This window comes from Nostoc sp., assembly GCF_036917155.1.
Taxonomy (GTDB): Bacteria; Cyanobacteriota; Cyanobacteriia; order Cyanobacteriales; family Nostocaceae; genus Nostoc.
The window spans coordinates 38,493-53,396 of record NZ_JBALDZ010000241.1 but is presented as its reverse complement, the minus strand read 5'-3'; the positions used below and the strand labels follow the sequence as shown (position 1 = coordinate 53,396).

At 43.6% G+C, this 14,904-nt stretch carries 13 protein-coding genes and 2 pseudogenes; 7 read left to right on the top strand and 8 right to left on the bottom strand.

The window, feature by feature from the left end:
• Nucleotides 1–88 precede the first annotated feature (88 nt).
• A pseudogene (locus V7K67_RS32595) lies at nt 89–439 on the top strand (RNA-guided endonuclease InsQ/TnpB family protein); the annotation flags it as partial.
• Between the two features lie 316 nt (nt 440–755).
• Here V7K67_RS32595 and V7K67_RS32590 read toward each other — a convergent pair.
• The 3 genes and pseudogenes from V7K67_RS32590 to V7K67_RS32575 all read right to left on the bottom strand — a co-directional run bounded on the left by V7K67_RS32590 (nt 756) and on the right by V7K67_RS32575 (nt 3,284).
• Nucleotides 756–2,282: pseudogene (locus V7K67_RS32590) on the bottom strand (ATP-binding protein).
• Nucleotides 2,279–2,962 (bottom strand): response regulator transcription factor, encoded by a 684-nt coding sequence (locus V7K67_RS32580; RefSeq protein WP_334705767.1) that lies wholly within the window; start codon nt 2,960–2,962, stop codon nt 2,279–2,281. Before V7K67_RS32580 ends, V7K67_RS32590 begins: the two are co-directional and overlap by 4 nt.
• 130 nt (nt 2,963–3,092) lie before the next feature.
• A complete protein-coding gene (locus V7K67_RS32575; RefSeq protein WP_334729518.1) occupies nt 3,093–3,284 on the bottom strand; it encodes a hypothetical protein in 192 nt (63 codons plus the stop codon).
• Nucleotides 3,285–3,326: 42 nt separating this feature from the next.
• Here V7K67_RS32575 and V7K67_RS32570 point away from each other — a divergent pair, with 42 nt between their 5' ends.
• Both V7K67_RS32570 and V7K67_RS32565 read left to right on the top strand, forming a co-directional pair.
• On the top strand, nt 3,327–4,214 hold the full coding sequence (locus V7K67_RS32570; RefSeq protein WP_335170127.1) for a hypothetical protein: 888 nt from the start codon (nt 3,327–3,329) through the stop codon (nt 4,212–4,214).
• 387 nt (nt 4,215–4,601) lie between these two features.
• Nucleotides 4,602–4,952 carry a histidine triad nucleotide-binding protein gene (locus V7K67_RS32565; RefSeq protein WP_334705770.1) on the top strand — a complete coding sequence of 117 codons (351 nt, stop codon included), beginning with the start codon at nt 4,602–4,604 and terminating at the stop codon, nt 4,950–4,952.
• 378 nt (nt 4,953–5,330) lie between these two features.
• Here the strand turns inward: V7K67_RS32565 and V7K67_RS32560 are convergent, their stop codons facing one another.
• The 3 genes from V7K67_RS32560 to V7K67_RS32550 form a co-directional block, all read right to left on the bottom strand.
• Nucleotides 5,331–5,603, bottom strand: a complete 273-nt coding sequence (locus V7K67_RS32560; protein ID WP_442943986.1) for a RibD family protein — start codon at nt 5,601–5,603, stop codon at nt 5,331–5,333.
• 90 nt (nt 5,604–5,693) lie between these two features.
• Nucleotides 5,694–7,268 (bottom strand): group II intron reverse transcriptase/maturase, encoded by a 1,575-nt coding sequence (locus tag V7K67_RS32555; protein ID WP_335170123.1) that lies wholly within the window; start codon nt 7,266–7,268, stop codon nt 5,694–5,696.
• 531 nt (nt 7,269–7,799) lie between these two features.
• The gene (locus V7K67_RS32550) at nt 7,800–8,234 is read right to left on the bottom strand and encodes a RibD family protein (protein ID WP_335170121.1); all 435 of its coding nucleotides are present in this window, start codon (nt 8,232–8,234) and stop codon (nt 7,800–7,802) included.
• 487 nt (nt 8,235–8,721) lie between these two features.
• Here V7K67_RS32550 and rsmA point away from each other — a divergent pair, with 487 nt between their 5' ends.
• Nucleotides 8,722–9,558 (top strand): 16S rRNA (adenine(1518)-N(6)/adenine(1519)-N(6))-dimethyltransferase RsmA, encoded by an 837-nt coding sequence (gene rsmA / locus V7K67_RS32545; RefSeq protein WP_335170119.1) that lies wholly within the window; start codon nt 8,722–8,724, stop codon nt 9,556–9,558.
• A gap of 52 nt (nt 9,559–9,610) precedes the next feature.
• Here the strand turns inward: rsmA and V7K67_RS32540 are convergent, their stop codons facing one another.
• On the bottom strand, nt 9,611–9,760 hold the full coding sequence (locus V7K67_RS32540; RefSeq protein WP_335170117.1) for a hypothetical protein: 150 nt from the start codon (nt 9,758–9,760) through the stop codon (nt 9,611–9,613).
• A gap of 9 nt (nt 9,761–9,769) precedes the next feature.
• On the opposite strand from V7K67_RS32540, the gene ispE reads away from it, so the two are divergent.
• The 3 genes from ispE (at nt 9,770) to V7K67_RS32525 (ending at nt 12,678) form a co-directional block, all read left to right on the top strand.
• Nucleotides 9,770–10,723, top strand: coding sequence for a 4-(cytidine 5'-diphospho)-2-C-methyl-D-erythritol kinase (gene ispE / locus V7K67_RS32535; RefSeq protein ID WP_334730708.1), 954 nt, complete (start codon nt 9,770–9,772; stop codon nt 10,721–10,723).
• Nucleotides 10,724–10,835: 112 nt separating this feature from the next.
• A complete protein-coding gene (locus V7K67_RS32530; RefSeq protein WP_334730707.1) occupies nt 10,836–11,165 on the top strand; it encodes a DUF3082 domain-containing protein in 330 nt (109 codons plus the stop codon).
• A gap of 907 nt (nt 11,166–12,072) precedes the next feature.
• Nucleotides 12,073–12,678 (top strand): sporulation/spore germination protein, encoded by a 606-nt coding sequence (locus tag V7K67_RS32525; protein ID WP_334730706.1) that lies wholly within the window; start codon nt 12,073–12,075, stop codon nt 12,676–12,678.
• A gap of 296 nt (nt 12,679–12,974) precedes the next feature.
• On the opposite strand, the gene V7K67_RS32520 is transcribed toward V7K67_RS32525, so the two are convergent.
• Nucleotides 12,975–14,783: a response regulator gene (locus V7K67_RS32520; RefSeq protein WP_335170115.1), complete on the bottom strand. Its 1,809-nt coding sequence runs from the start codon at nt 14,781–14,783 to the stop codon at nt 12,975–12,977.
• Between the last annotated feature and the right edge of the window lie 121 nt (nt 14,784–14,904).

The window sequence follows — 14,904 nt, the reverse complement described above, 5'->3', positions numbered from 1 at the left end:
TCATGGATTAACTTCTGCCTTTAATTGCTGTAACCCCTTCACCCATTCTATTTTGCCTGATTTCAGCAACTAATTACCCCTGTGAACGGTTACGAAAAATCATTGTTTAGCCAAGTCCATTAATGACGCATCTTGGTATCAGTTTCGTGTTTGGATTGAGTACTTCGGACTTGTATTTAAACGGGTGACAGTAGCAGTTAATCCACAATACACGAGTCAAGAATGCTCTAGTTGCGGTGAAGTTGTTAAGAAAACACTATCCACTCGAACCCATGTTTGTAAATGTGGTTGTGTAATGGACAGGGATGAAAACGCAGCTAGAAACATCCTTAGTCGGGGATTGGGTACGGTAGGGCATACCGGAACCTTTGCGCTAGACGCAAACAACGCTTTAGGAGATGATGCCTCTATCCAGGTTGGAGTAATCCTGCCTGAGTAAGCAACGTCTTTGATTAAAGAATCTCAGTGGCTTCAGCCCTGAGAGTGTCAAAACCCCAATATTGTTCGCTTAAGACAAGAGATGCGATGAATCGCCGTCTCTACAAAGAATCTATCGATCAATTATTTATTGACAGACTACTAGTACAACACGGCGTAAATAAACCACCCATTCAAAATAGCCAGAAAGCTTACAAAATAAGCACTCTTTCTTTTTACTTTTGCCTTCTTGTACTAGGAGTATGCTGTTCGTTCTCAATACACGCGATCGCATTACTTTTGAGCAAGTTTCCCTAGCGAGCGTAAAGCCTTCTCCTTCAAAACTTCACCGGTAAAGTGAGAGTAAACGCTGTTTGACCAGAAGATGTTGAGTCAAGGGTGAGATCGCCACGATGGGCGCGGGCAATTTCACGGGATAGGCTGAGTCCTAGTCCAATTCCTTCTATTTTGCGGTTACGTGAGGGATCGCCGCGATAGAAGCGGTCAAAAATACGTAGGCGATCGCTCACTGGAATATCTTGAGATGCATTGACAATGGTTACATTGAGGGTTGCTAGAGTTTGATCAGTGTGAATTTTTATCCAGCCGTTGGGAAGATTGTATTTGATGGCATTACTGAACAGGTTTTGCAAAACTTGAATTAAAAGATCGCGATCGCCTTTTACCCGCAGTCCATCAGTGAAGTCAGTTTGCACAGTCAACTGGGGAGCTAGCATTTCCACATCTTCTAGCATCTCCATGAGCAACTCAGACATATCTACCTCAACCAGATACAAGCTCATTTTTCCTGCATCTGCCAGAGATAGTAACAAGAGTTTCCGCATAATTCCACTCAGGCGGCGCACCTCATCCAACAGGTTGCTTAAGCGTTGTTGCACTTCACTACCGGAATCAACCTGTTGTAGTGTTCGTTCGAGTTCGCCTTGTAAAATAGTTAGTGGGGTTTTCAGTTCATGAGCCGCATCACCACTAAAGCGGGAAGCTTGCGTAAAACTGCGTTCCAAGCGTTCCAGCATCAAGTTAAACACTTGAATCAGTTCGACAAATTCCACATCAGTTGTTCCAATGGGAATCCGCTGATCTAACCCTTTGACAGTCACCTGTTGAATTACGCCTGTTAATTGACGGATAGGACGCAAAGCACCACCAGAAACTAACCATGCTCCCACTGCAACTAGCAACAGCGCTCCCGGAATTGAAACCAGAAAAATATTGCGAATGGTAGCCATCTCTTGATCGACGGCTTGTAAGCTAACGGCAATGGCGATCTGAGCATTGGGAAATTTAGTGACCCCAATCCGCCAGACTGCTTTTGCCGTCTGTTCGGTGACAAGTTGAGGTGGGCGTGGACGAATCGGCGGCGGCGGCTCGAAGGATGGATTTGTATTGGAGGGTAAAGGTGGTTCTCTCTTCGGGGGTGGTGGTAGAGGTGTCAACTGGAGACGCGCCAGCAACAGACGATTCACCTCAAGATCGGCAGGTAAGGAGTTTGATTGATAAAGTATATTGCCGTTTGAATCAAGCACCAGAACGGCGACGGGGGTTTTTGTATTAGTTCCAAAAGTATAAGATAATGAATCTTCGTAAGATTGCCATCGCGAGTGATGTCTACGACGGGCTAGGCCTACGCCTGATTAGAAAAAACTTCCGAGAACGGGAGGTTCCTGTCGTTGAGGCAAGTTCGGAGTTGCCCGCATCAATTGATTTAATAGTTCTGCATCCAGGCGGCTAGTCTTAGCATTGTAAATCTGCAACCAGGAAATTGCACCAAATCCAACTAATGTGCTTCCAGCTAGAGCCGCAGACAACAGAGCAAGGCGGAGTCGAAAGGAAGGGAGTTTCATAAGGAAGAATCTGGCTTGCGAAATCGGTATCCAACCCCTCGAATGCTTTCAATCCAGACTGCTTCATCAATGGGGTCAATTTTTTTACGAATTCGCTGAATGCAAACATCCACAACGTTGGTGTTGGGGTTAAAGTCGTAACCCCAAACGTGTTCTAGAATTTGAGTCCGAGTGAAAACCCGTCCGGGAGAGCGCATCAGATATTCTAGAAGATTAAACTCGCGGCTGGTGAGTTCTATCGCCTGGTGATTACAAGTGACTTCCCTAGTGATGCGATCGAGTTTAATCGGCCCAACGCCAAGTACATTTTGGCGTTCGCTCACACTCCGACGCACAACGGCATGAATTCTAGCGACTAACTCTTCCACAAAAAACGGTTTGGCAATATAGTCATCGGCTCCCAAATTTAGTCCTTGCAAGCGATCGTCTAGTTCATTCCGAGCCGTCAACAAAATTACTGGAGTATTCCGACCTTGCCGCCGCAATAGTTTTAGAATCGATAGTCCATCTTTTCCCGGCATCATAATGTCGAGTAAAATCACATCATATTCGTTATCTAATGCCCGCAGATATCCTTCATCACCGTTATCGCAGTAGTCTACAACAAATCCCTGCTCCTTCAGCCCAGCCCGGACAAAGTTAGCAATTTTCGCTTCATCTTCGACAAATAGAACGTTCACAAGTATTTATGAGTTCACATATTGTTCCATTTTAAATTCATTATTTTCTGTTTAAATTACAGTTTTGTAATTTATAAAATAGGCAAGCTGTAATTTTGAGGTAGCTCAAATAAACTACAAATCAGGCATTCTAAACTTCGTCCACATCAGCAAAAGCATTCTCCCCAACCTCATAATCAGGGCGCGGTTCAAAACCGAGTAGAACACAATAACCGTTAATAGAAGCACCATTGCATTTCATCTTGCCCTCAGCCATGATATTCTCAGAGAATTCCTGACTCAAATTACAAAACTGTAATTCAAAAAGAGGGCAGACTGTCATTTTGAGATGATTTCATTAGAAACATAAACTTTTGGAGATTTAATGATGAATATTCGTCAACTTCTAGCAGTAACAGCAATTCCTGTTCTAGTTGGCACATTTGGTTTTATTTCACTCAACCAAGCAAATGCCGCTAATCAATTCGATCAAATAGCACAGGTGCAACAACCGCCCAATCAACCATCGAACGAACAGCCACATCCACACAGACCTGATTTTGCAGCCGCAGCCGCCAAGTTAGGAGTCACAGAAGCACAGTTAAAGGCTGCCTTGGGATTTCCTGCTAATCCTCCGAATCAAGGCGATCGCAGTCAGCATCCACCCAGACCTGATTTCGCAGCCGCAGCCGCCAAGTTAGGAGTTACAGAAGCACAGTTAAAGGCTGCCTTGGGATTTCCTGCTAATCCTCCGAATCAAGGCGATCGCAATCAGCATCCACCCAGACCTGATTTGAAAGCCGCAGCCACCAAGTTAGGAGTCACAGAAGCACAGTTAAAGGCTGCGTTGGGAATTCCTGCTAATCCTCCGAATCAAGGCGATCGCAGTCAGCATCCACCCAGACCTGATTTGAAAGCCGCAGCCGCCAAGTTAGGAGTTACAGAAGCACAGTTAAAGGCTGCCTTGGGATTTCCTGCTAATCCTCCAAATCAAGGCGATCGCAGTCAGCGTCCACCCAGACCTGATTTGAAAGCCGCAGCCGCCAAGTTAGGAGTTACAGAAGCACAGTTAAAGGCTGCCTTGGGATTTCCTGCTAATCCTCCAAATCAAGGCGATCGCAGTCAGCGTCCACCCAGACCTGATTTGAAAGCCGCAGCCGCAAAGCTTGGTGTCACTGAACAACAGTTGATCGACGCACTAGGTATTCCACCTCATCCTCCTGGCGATGGTGGAACTTCTCCCCAAGAAAATCGCCCTAATCAACCAAAATAGCTGAACATTATCTAGGGTAAGAACTACGCGAGTTAAAGAACACTGGAGAAGTCGCTAGCTGCAATTGTCTAGCTTCATACCAGAAGCGCCATAACGTTCCAGAAAGGTAGATAGATTTTGATGAATTAAGTCGATTTTAATAAGCAAACCGGAGTTTGCTGACTCATTTTCTCTAAATGCTTGCTTATTTAAGTAATTCAAGCATTCATGACTGCGATCGCTATGTAGCAAATAGCCATCTTCAAAAATTAATTATACGTTGCTCGCAATCCTTCGTAGGCAGAATTCATGTAGACGCGGAGCGGCTTCCCGCAGGGTATTCTGCCTACATCATTTTTACCCATCTGTCTAATATAAAATCTTCAAGAGATGAGTAGGTAAATTGGCATGAGTGAAACTACAGAAACGATTTTCAGCAAAATCATTAGTCGGGAAATTCCCGCTGATATTGTTTATGAGGATAATTTGGCCCTGGCATTTAAAGACATCCATCCCCAAGCGCCGATTCATATCCTGGTCATTCCCAAAAAACCCCTGGCTACACTAGCTGATGCTGAATCAGAGGATCATGGTTTGTTGGGTCATCTTTTGTTAACCGTCAAACGTGTTGCAGAAGAAGCGGGACTAAAAAATGGTTATCGAGTTGTTATCAACAATGGTGATGACGGTGGTCAAACAGTCCATCACTTACATTTACATATTTTAGGAGGACGGCAGTTGGATTGGCCCCCTGGTTAATAAAACCAAGTCATTAACAATTCAAAATTCAAAATTCAAAATTAAAGACATTTCATACGGGGATTTAAACCCCGACTAAAATGGGTGCTACATGTAGATTGCAGGTTCTTAAACCCTTTAATTTACGATAACTCTACCCACAAGGGGGATATAGTTTTTGGGCATGGGGTATGGTGAAGAAGTTACCAATATCCTTGCCCAATACCCCAAGCGACGGGGCGACTATCCCTGTCCACCCATCTTCGCGTAGCATCTCTTAAAAGTGGGGCGAGGTTTATACCTTTCCCCCTACCCCCCATCAAAATCCTTAACATATCGCGGAAGTCCCCACCCTCAACTCTTAGTAGGGTGGGGATTGTGAATTCTAACAGCACATTCTCACTTGAGTATCCGATAGTGTAAAAACAACTGACTTCCAACTTGACGAGTTTCGACGAGCTGAAGATGAGGAGCAGCACTAGGAATAAAACCCTCTCCCTCAACTGGGCTAGGAGCGTACTTTCCTCCATAAATAACCGGCCAAATAGTCAACCACCAATCGTCAATTCGCCCTGCTTTTACTAAAGAAGCTGTTAAAGAGCCGCCTCCCAAAGCAACGACTTTATGAATACCCCGCTCTGCCATCAAGCTGTAAGCCCGATCCCAATTCAGGTCTGGTTGAGTCGATGGGGAGTATTATCTCCCGCACCTCTCAGTTAAATCTGGGCGTGCGATTTTCACCGCACCCAGCTTCCGATGTTCTTAGCTTACGCTTTTGCTCATGTGTTTGTAATCGTGGCAACTCTCATGAATTGCTTCAAGATTATTTTTCTTCCGGTTGATGTGGTTTCCATCGACGTGATGTAGGTGAACCCGTTCCTCATCGATGAAGTTCAGACCACAGGAAGCACATCTATGGCTTTGCTTCTTAAGAGCTTTAGAGGTTTCGCCGTAATAGAGTTTACTGTTACGTTCGCTCCAGTAGGCTGTATCTCCGTCGTAAGGTGATTTAGTTTCCTTGACAGAAATGTGTTTGTTTTCGGAGTAAGGAACCTTTGGGAATGCTTTGTCTAGTAATTTCTTGCTAGAGTTGCGATTTTGATTAGTTTCCTTGTTGAATACTGTGTAAGCTCTTTTTTCAATGTGGTATAACGAGTTTCTTGACCCGTCCATCTTGCAGAACTTATGGTAATTTCTCCACCCTCTAACTACCGGGGCTAATTCAAGAGCCTTTGTGGTAGCACCATAATTCGAGTTGTTGACGATGTGTTTTACCTTCTTACGAAATGCTTTGAAGTTATCCACTGAGGGACTGCATCTGAACTTTCCGTTTTTCTGGACTTGAAAGTGCCAGCCGAGGAAGTCAAACCCATCTGTCGCGGCGGTAACTTTGGTTTTCTTTTGGCTTACATTCATTCCGCGTTTGCGGAGAAACTCGCTGATTCTTTCAAGTATCTCTATTGCATCATCTTCGGGTCGGAGTATAATAACCATATCATCCGCGTATCGGATTGATGGTTCAGTAATATCACTGGCTAGGGTTTTATCAGTGATTCTGTATCCTAAATTCTTATGGTATCTGTGTATACCCTCAATCCCGTTGAGCGCAATGTTAGCTAGTAGGGGGCTGACCACTCCCCCTTGGGGTGTTCCTTGTTCAGGGAATTCTGGGTTGACTCCTGCCTTGAGGCATCGGTATATTCCGAGTTTTAAGCCAAAAGGGGCAATGAGTTCATCCATAATTGCTGAGTGGTTAATCCTATCGAAGCATTTTTCGATGTCGAGTTCTATAACTCGTTTCTCTATTCCATTGCAAGCAGAGCGGAGGTTATTAAAGATGTACTTTTGTGCATCGTGGGCAGAGCGCCCAGTTCTGAACCCGTAACTCCTAGCGTGGAAAGTGGCTTCGTGTGCTGGTTCGAGTGCGTATTTTGCTAGGCATTGCCAAGCCCTATCCGCGATGGTGGGTATCTTAAGCATTCTGGTAGTCCCGTCCTTCTTAGGGATGGGGATTTCCCGTAGTCCTTGATGTTTCCAATTTCTACTATTCATTTTCAGTAATTCTTCAAGGTTGAAGCGTTCTTCAAATGAGAGCGATTTTTTCCCATCAATACCAGCCGTCTTTTTACCAGCATTTAGCTGAGATACAAGTCTTATTGCAAGAAATCGAGCCGAGGTTGATTTGAGAATAAGCTTTTGGAGTGACCGAGCTTTCCGCTTGTCTCCAACTTGAACCGCTTTAAATACGCGCTTTTGAAGGCGGAAAAGATTTCGGCGGAATTTCTTCCACGGTAAAGCTCTCCAAGATTCACTAGTATGTTTACTGTGTCTAATCATTTTCTCTTCTGGAGTTTGTATTTTCTGAACACCTCAGTCCAATTACGGACTGTCCTACCCTAACTGTGGGGATTCCTCCGCTCGTCTGGTCTACCTGAGATTCGACTGTCTCAAGACCCACAATTAGTTTTTATTCGTTCCCTCGGAGAGATTGATTGTTCCGTTAGATGTAGCCAATTCGACTACTGGATTCCCTAGACTCTTTGCCGCTATTAAATACAGGATACGGCGGGAATGAACTCCAGTGAGATCAGGGGATTTTGAGTTGCGCCCTGTCTTTTGGTAAGTCGCTTTTATAGGCTCGGTTTCATCATAGGAACTCCCTGTTAGCACCAGTGTCAACCCGCAACGGTCGTCTGATTGCGCCCTGTTCCCAGCTTCACTCTACAAGAACCGAGCTTGTTCGGTGTGGGCAGATAAGGAGTCAATTCTGAGTCTGAATGGCAAGGCTTACACTTGCATCTGACCGAGAGTTCAGCCTTTTGATGACAGTAATCTGCTCTCAGGCTGGCTTAGTTATGTACGGACTGATTACCGTGATTCACTAAACAACGAATCGCACGTATCTCCCAAATCAATCAATTCAACCAATTTTTGCAAGGCTTTGGTATCAGAACTGCGCTCCAAAGCAGTCCGTGTGGTGAATATCCATCGCTTAATGTCCTGGCTTAAAAAAGGCAAATCCAGCGATAGGTCAAGAGAACCTGAGACAACGCAAGTAATGGGTTGGGGAGGCTGACCCCGAACCTCGCGTGCTGCCAACAGTTCGGGATTGCGAATTGTAAAAGTTCCTCCCTCAGCCCGAATTGTGCCTGCTCCTACCAGGATTAAATCAGCAAAGGAGACTTGATGCTCCATGTGTGCTTGATCATCTGCATCAGAATCACGGGGTGCTTTAGGATCTACGGCGCTAATCTTTCCATCAGCCGTCATGGCAAGAACCACTGTTGTTTGAATAGCTGACATGATTACATTTTGACGATTCTTTATAATTTTACAAGAGAAGGCAGGAGGCAGGAGGAAAATAGCAATACAGTTAAGTTAGCGCCAAAAACCTTCAACTGTGTAGGTTCGGTTGAGGAACGTAGCAAGCTCCCACAGTGTAACGCAACATTTCTGGGGCTTTGTTGGGTTAAGCAAAGCACAACCCAATCGGCGATTTTCCTTAACTAGACATCTGGTGAAAATGAATGTAGAGACGTAGCACTGCTACGTCTCTACAAGGATTCTGGATAACGCATATTTAATTTCTGGAGATGTCTACTGAACTGTATTGGCTCTATCCTAGAAGTGACGCTTGTATAACGCATTTATGCGATCGCTACCCCTACATTCGTAGCGCATTCGGAAGAGGAGATAGACGTTACAGTTAGTCTAGTGCTATAGAGGGGCTTCAAAATTTATAATGAATTTTTGAGAAAAAGCTAAAAACTAGACTAGGCAATAAATACAGATGATCCGACCTCGTAAGGTCTTTGCTCAACATTGGCTCAAAAGTGAAAAGGCGCTCAACGCAATTATAAAAGCAGCAGAGTGTATAGAAAGCGATGGCTCTCTCAAAGGCGATCGCATCCTGGAAATTGGGCCTGGAACCGGGATTCTGACTCGTCGTTTATTACCCTTAGTGCAATCTCTGATTGCAGTTGAAATAGACCGCGACTTATGCCAACTACTATCAAAGCAGCTTGGTAAGACTGAAAATTTTTTACTGCTGCAAGGCGATTTTCTCACTCTAGATTTACCATCTTATCTGGCAGCCTTTTCCAATTTCCACAAGCCAAATAAGGTAGTAGCCAATATTCCCTACAATATTACGGGGCCAATCATTGAGAAACTACTGGGTACGATCGCCAACCCTAACTCTGAACCATTTGACTCTATAGTGTTGCTGGTACAAAAAGAAGTAGCAGAAAGGTTATATGCTAAATCAGGCTCAAAAGCCTTTGGGGCGTTGAGCGTGCGAGTACAGTATTTGGCTGAGTGTGAGTTAATCTGCACAGTCCCAGCTGCCGCATTTCATCCACCGCCAAAGGTCGATTCAGCAGTGGTGCGATTGCGTCCCCGAAAAATAGAAATACCAGCGCTTAATCCCCGACAGTTAGAGAATTTCTTAAAGTTGGGGTTTGGTGCCAAGCGCAAAATGTTACGAAATAATTTGCAATCAGTTATAGAACGCGATCGCTTGAGCCACTTACTGGAACAATTAAAAATAAATCCCCAAGCTAGAGCCGAAGACCTCAGCGTTCAGCAATGGGTAATTCTAGCAAATGAATTGGGAGTTGGGAGTTAGGAGTTAGGAGTTAGGAGTTAGGAGTTAGGAGTTAGGAGTTAGGAGTTAGGAGTTAGGAGTTAGGAGAATTCCCAATGCCCAATGCCCAATGCCCAATGCCCAATGCCCAATGCCCAATGCCCAATGCCCAATGCCCAATGCCCAATTCCCAATTCCCAATTCCCAATTCCCAATTCCCAATTCCCAATTCCCAATTCCCCACTCTCAGAAAATGCGTTCTTACAGCCTAATTGCCCCTGCTAAAATCAACTTGTATCTGGAAATCATTGGCGACCGCTCCGATGGCTATCATGAGTTAGCCATGATACTTCAAAGTATTGGACTTGCAGACCAAATTGATGTGCGTTCCATTAGCACTGAAAATATCCGTGTTCATTGCAACCACCCACAAGTACCAACAGATAAAAGTAATCTGGCATACCGCGCGGCAGAATTAATGGTGAGGCAATTTCCCGAAGCCTTTGCTAAAAATGGAGGCGTGGAGATTAATATTAATAAGCAGATTCCTGTCGCTGCTGGTTTGGCTGGGGGTTCAACGAATGCAGCAGCTGTGTTGGTAGGGATAGATTTACTGTGGAAGTTGGGGCTAACTCAGTCAGAATTAGAGGAGTTGGGAAGTACACTCGGTTCAGATGTACCGTTTTGTGTAGCGGGTGGAACTGCGATCGCCACAGGTAGGGGTGAACAACTTTCTCCCCTGCCGAGTTTAGATAACATATATATACTCTTGGCCAAATACCGCAGCCTGGAAGTTTCCACCGCTTGGGCATACAAAACTTATCGACAGCAGTTTGGTCATTCTTATATTAGAGATAGCGACAACTTGGCAGCACGTGCTAATGCAGTTCATTCAGGAGCAATAGTAAAAGCTATTGTGGATAAAAATACGGGAGAAATTGCCCAAAAACTGCACAATGATTTAGAACGTGTAGTATTGCCAGCCTATCCCCAAGTTTTGCAACTTCGAGAAGTGTTTGCAAATCAGGAAGGCGTTTTAGGAACAATGATGTCTGGTTCTGGGCCAACAGTATTTGCTCTTTTTGAGTCTCAACAGCAAGCAGAAAAAGTTAAGCTGCAAGTTCGGGAAGCAATTGTTGATGAAGACTTAGAATTGTTTGTGACTCAGACAATTACACATGGTATTCAGGTGGCATCTTCAGTTTAATTCAAATGGCTAGTAAAGACGCAGAGATGCAATTTTAAGGACGATTAGCTAAGGATAATAATTATTTCCTAATCCTCCAATCTAAAATCTAAAATCTAAAATCCCAAATATTATGAATGACCAAAACCTCACGCCACAAACAGATGCTAAAGAACAGGTTACAGCGAGTCCATTACGCTGTTTTCTTGGGGCAGCGATTTCTGGAGGAATGGGATTTGCAGTGTATTCGCTGATGATTGCGATCGCTACTAACTTTGCGACTAAACCTGTCCATTCAATTAATCCCTTGGTGGTAAAGATTTCTTCTGCTGTTCGTACTCTGGTTGTTGGTGTAGTTGCTTTAGGAAGTGGGATATTTAGTATAGTGGCAATTGGTTTGTTGGCTTTGGGAGTGCAATTATTAGTGCAGCGATTGACTAAGCAAAAAAGTAGTGAAAACTAGTAATTTGCTTTAGAGTAAACAACCTAACGTCTTTTGGATTGACCCCAACCACAAGGGTGCGGGGCATTATGATTTTAATTTGGGATTTTGGATTTGTTCCGCTTGACTTCGGGCGGGGCATGAACCGCAAATTTTCTAAAATCTAAAATCTAAAATTGGCACGGTCAATTTCTGGCGGCTAGGCGATCGCAATTGCAAACCTTGGGAATTATCGTCATCAATGAATCGGGAGCATCCACTTTTGGAAGAAACACCGGGCGATTGGAAATCGCGGCTACACAAACTTTCGTCCGCCTGCGCGGACTCTCTGAAACCCGCGTAGGCGGGTTTTGTTTGTATAGCCCCAGACTTCTAGTCTGTTCGCGTAGCGTGCGCCTTAGCGCAGGGCGATCCGCCAAAACAGGATGCTCCCAATGAATCTGACTTGTTTACACCTGCTGATTTAAGTAGGTGGGGGTCGTCATTTGTCATTTGTCATTGGTAAGGGTTTCAGCCATATTTACGTTTCGTAACATAGTTTGGTTTATTCCCGCCTACCTACTTATACCTCAATACGGTTCAGTTAAGGCTAAAACTCTTTGTCAAATTCAATTTTTTTAACGTAGACGCGGAGCGGCTTGCCGCAGGCTACCGCCTTCTCTGCGAGACACTGCGTGAACACGCAGCGTCTCGTAAGAGTTGGACGCAAAGAGAAGAAAGAAATGCCTAACTGAACTGTATTGACTTATATCTTGTATTTAAAGCTAGTACAGATGCCGCTATAGAACCTCTGTATAGTATGGTCTTTGAATTTAACAGATTTCGGGTTGACACTTTATAGACTGGCTCAATATTCAAAAATTTATGCGGAATTGATACCAGTGACACTGAAATTGATAGCAGTAATATCATTATATAAACAAAATTTATGGACACGACCAAGAGATATTTTTTACCCCTCATTTTTGTGACAATGGTTGTCAGCCTCAGTAGTTGTAGTTCTAATTCCACTACTCGTAATATTGACGGCGGAACGCCATCCCTTACCACAACACCAACAAATAGAGTATCGTCTCAGACTCCCAGCCAAATTCCTAGCGTAGCTCAGTTGAGAGAAAAATCTCCTAATCAAGAATCTTCTAAGGAAAATCCGCCTTCCTCATCAACTCCTAAAGCTGCCACGAACAAAACTACCAACGTTACACTTTACACAAGTGATACTCAATGCCAGAAACTAATTCCAGAAAAGGTTTCAGTACCAGCTGAGGAAACAGTAAAAAATGTAGTGAGTAAAATCTTAGAAAAATGGGATACAAGCGATTTTAGCTTATCTGGGTATCGTGTCAACATCAAAAATGGCATTGCTACAGTTGATTTGCGAATATCTCCTGAGTCAAAGCGGCAAATAGCTTCTCTTTCTAGTTGTGAACAGTTTGCTCTGTTTGGTAGTCTCCGCAAAACCTTAACTAGTAATGCCCAATGGAATATTAAAGAGGTTCGCTTCACCGAGCGAGGTGAGGATATTGTTCTTTAGTTAAATATGGTAGCAAGTGCCGTCATCAGCTAGTTAAAAAGATTTTCCAATCTGAACAGCCACAGGACTCATGCATCAGCATCTACTAAAACAGTGTATGTCTAGCAATTCCAAATTCAAAAATTTAAGAGGAATCAGTTGCGGGAGAGAGTAGTGAGTCGTTGAGCATGAAGTCAAGATAATTTGGGGATTAGGACGATGAAACCAAGTTTTAGATGGAATTTCGAGACTTGTGTGTACACAGTAGCCAAAGCATTGGGGGGAATTATTATGTGCGTCTTCATAAAAAATTGGTATTACACCGGAATTTTAATGAAAAATTCTGTACCCTCACCTAGAACAGAATTAAAACTCAATTTTCCGCCGTGGATTTCTTCGACAATTTGACGAGCGATCGCTAACCCTAATCCTGTACCTTTACCAACGGCTTTAGTAGTGAACAAATGGTCAAATACTTTTGATTTTATTTGTGCATTCATCCCCTTACCATTGTCTTTAATATTAACAATTATTTCTTGCTTATTATCACTAACTTGAGTAATAATTGTGATGCAATTGGGATTAATTTTAATCTCTTCAAAACCGCGTCCAGTGTTTGACTCTTCTAAAGCATCAATAGCATTTGCGAGAATATTCATAAATACCTGATTCAACTGTCCAGCAAAGCATTCTACTAATGGTAGCTGACCATACTCTTTGATAACTTGAATTTCTGGACGAGTTTCCGAAGCTTTGAGGCGATGTTTGAGAATCAAAATGGTGCTATCGATGCCATCATGAATGTTACAGGCAATGGGGCGATCGCTATCAGCACGAGAGAAGGTTCGTAAGGAAGTACTAATATCCCGAATTCGCTTCACCCCTTCTCGCATAGAACTCACTAACTTAGGTAAGTCTTCGCGGATGTAGTTAAGGTCAATTGCTTCGATTTCGTCTTGAATTATGCTACTGGGAGTAGAATATTCCTGTTGGTACAAATCAATTAAGCCAAATATATCCTTGATATAATCTAAAGCAGGTTGAATATTGCCGCCCAGGAAGCCAACAGGGTTATTGATTTCATGTGCCACCCCTGCTACGAGGTTTCCCAGCGCCGACATTTTTTCACTTTGTATCAATTGCACTTGAGTACCTTGAAGTTCTACTAGTGCTTCTTCTAGATTTTGTTTTTGTTGTTTGAGTTCTTCTTGTGCTAACTGACGTTTAGTAATGTCTTCTGTCACTAATAAAATGCCGAACACATTTCCCTTGGCATCGCGTAAAGGCATCTTGCTCGTATCCAACCAAACTTGTTGACCATCTGCCCCTCGCGATTGCTCAATAATATGAAACTCTGCTCTACCAGACTCCATGATGCGGCGATCGCACATTACAAACCAATCAGATTCTTCTTTGCTCGTTTGTAAGTCATAGTCGGTTTTACCCACAATCTCATCAGGCGAACTTAAGTTTAGTGCATCAGCAAAACTTTGATTACAGCCCAAATAAACTGAATTAATATCTTTCCAGCCTACCAAGTGGGGAATAGTATCAAACACTAAGCGCATCAATTGTTGAGTTTGCTTGAGGGTTTCAATCGATGCAAATAATTCCTGGTTTCGTTCTGCGACTCGTTGCTCTAATTGCTCAGTGAGTTGTTGGAGTTCTGTATTTCTGGTTTCGAGAGATTGGCTCAATTGGTTAAGCTTTAAGTGAGTTCGCACCCGTGCTAAAACTTCACTTTGTTGAAACGGTTTGGTGATGTAGTCAATAGCTCCTAGTTCAAAACCTGTGACTTTATTTACCGATTCAGTCAAGGCGGTGATAAAGATAATCGGAATATTTTGGGTTTTCGGATTGGCTTTGATGTGCTGACAGGTTTCAAAGCCATTCATCCCCGGCATCATCACATCCAGTAAAATCAAAGATACTGGAGCATGTTCTAGTTGCTGTAAAGCCCCCTCTCCACTAGTGGCGATCGCAACTTCAAAACCAGCATTGGCTAAGGTGTCTGAAAGCACCTTCAAGTTATTTGGCACATCATCGACAATGAGAATAATGCCATTGTCAAATAGATTGCTAACAGGATTGTTAAATGTAATGGAATTTCTAGAGAATGCTGTCATAGCAAAAATGGGGATTGGGGATTGGGGATTGGGGATTGGGGATTGGGGATTGGGGATTGGGGATTGGATATTGGATATTGGATATTGGATATTGGATATTGGGTAATTCCCCTAGTCCCTA

Coding starts and splice junctions, on each gene's coding strand:
- ispE (WP_334730708.1), top strand. CDS start 9,770: ATGCGTTCTTACAGCCTAATTGCCCCTGCTAAAATCAACTTGTATCTG.
- V7K67_RS32525 (WP_334730706.1), top strand. CDS start 12,073: ATGGACACGACCAAGAGATATTTTTTACCCCTCATTTTTGTGACAATG.
- V7K67_RS32555 (WP_335170123.1), bottom strand. CDS start 7,268: ATGATTAGACACAGTAAACATACTAGTGAATCTTGGAGAGCTTTACCG.
- V7K67_RS32520 (WP_335170115.1), bottom strand. CDS start 14,783: ATGACAGCATTCTCTAGAAATTCCATTACATTTAACAATCCTGTTAGC.
- rsmA (WP_335170119.1), top strand. CDS start 8,722: ATGATCCGACCTCGTAAGGTCTTTGCTCAACATTGGCTCAAAAGTGAA.
- V7K67_RS32550 (WP_335170121.1), bottom strand. CDS start 8,234: ATGTCAGCTATTCAAACAACAGTGGTTCTTGCCATGACGGCTGATGGA.
- V7K67_RS32530 (WP_334730707.1), top strand. CDS start 10,836: ATGAATGACCAAAACCTCACGCCACAAACAGATGCTAAAGAACAGGTT.
- V7K67_RS32565 (WP_334705770.1), top strand. CDS start 4,602: ATGAGTGAAACTACAGAAACGATTTTCAGCAAAATCATTAGTCGGGAA.
- V7K67_RS32575 (WP_334729518.1), bottom strand. CDS start 3,284: ATGACAGTCTGCCCTCTTTTTGAATTACAGTTTTGTAATTTGAGTCAG.
- V7K67_RS32570 (WP_335170127.1), top strand. CDS start 3,327: ATGATGAATATTCGTCAACTTCTAGCAGTAACAGCAATTCCTGTTCTA.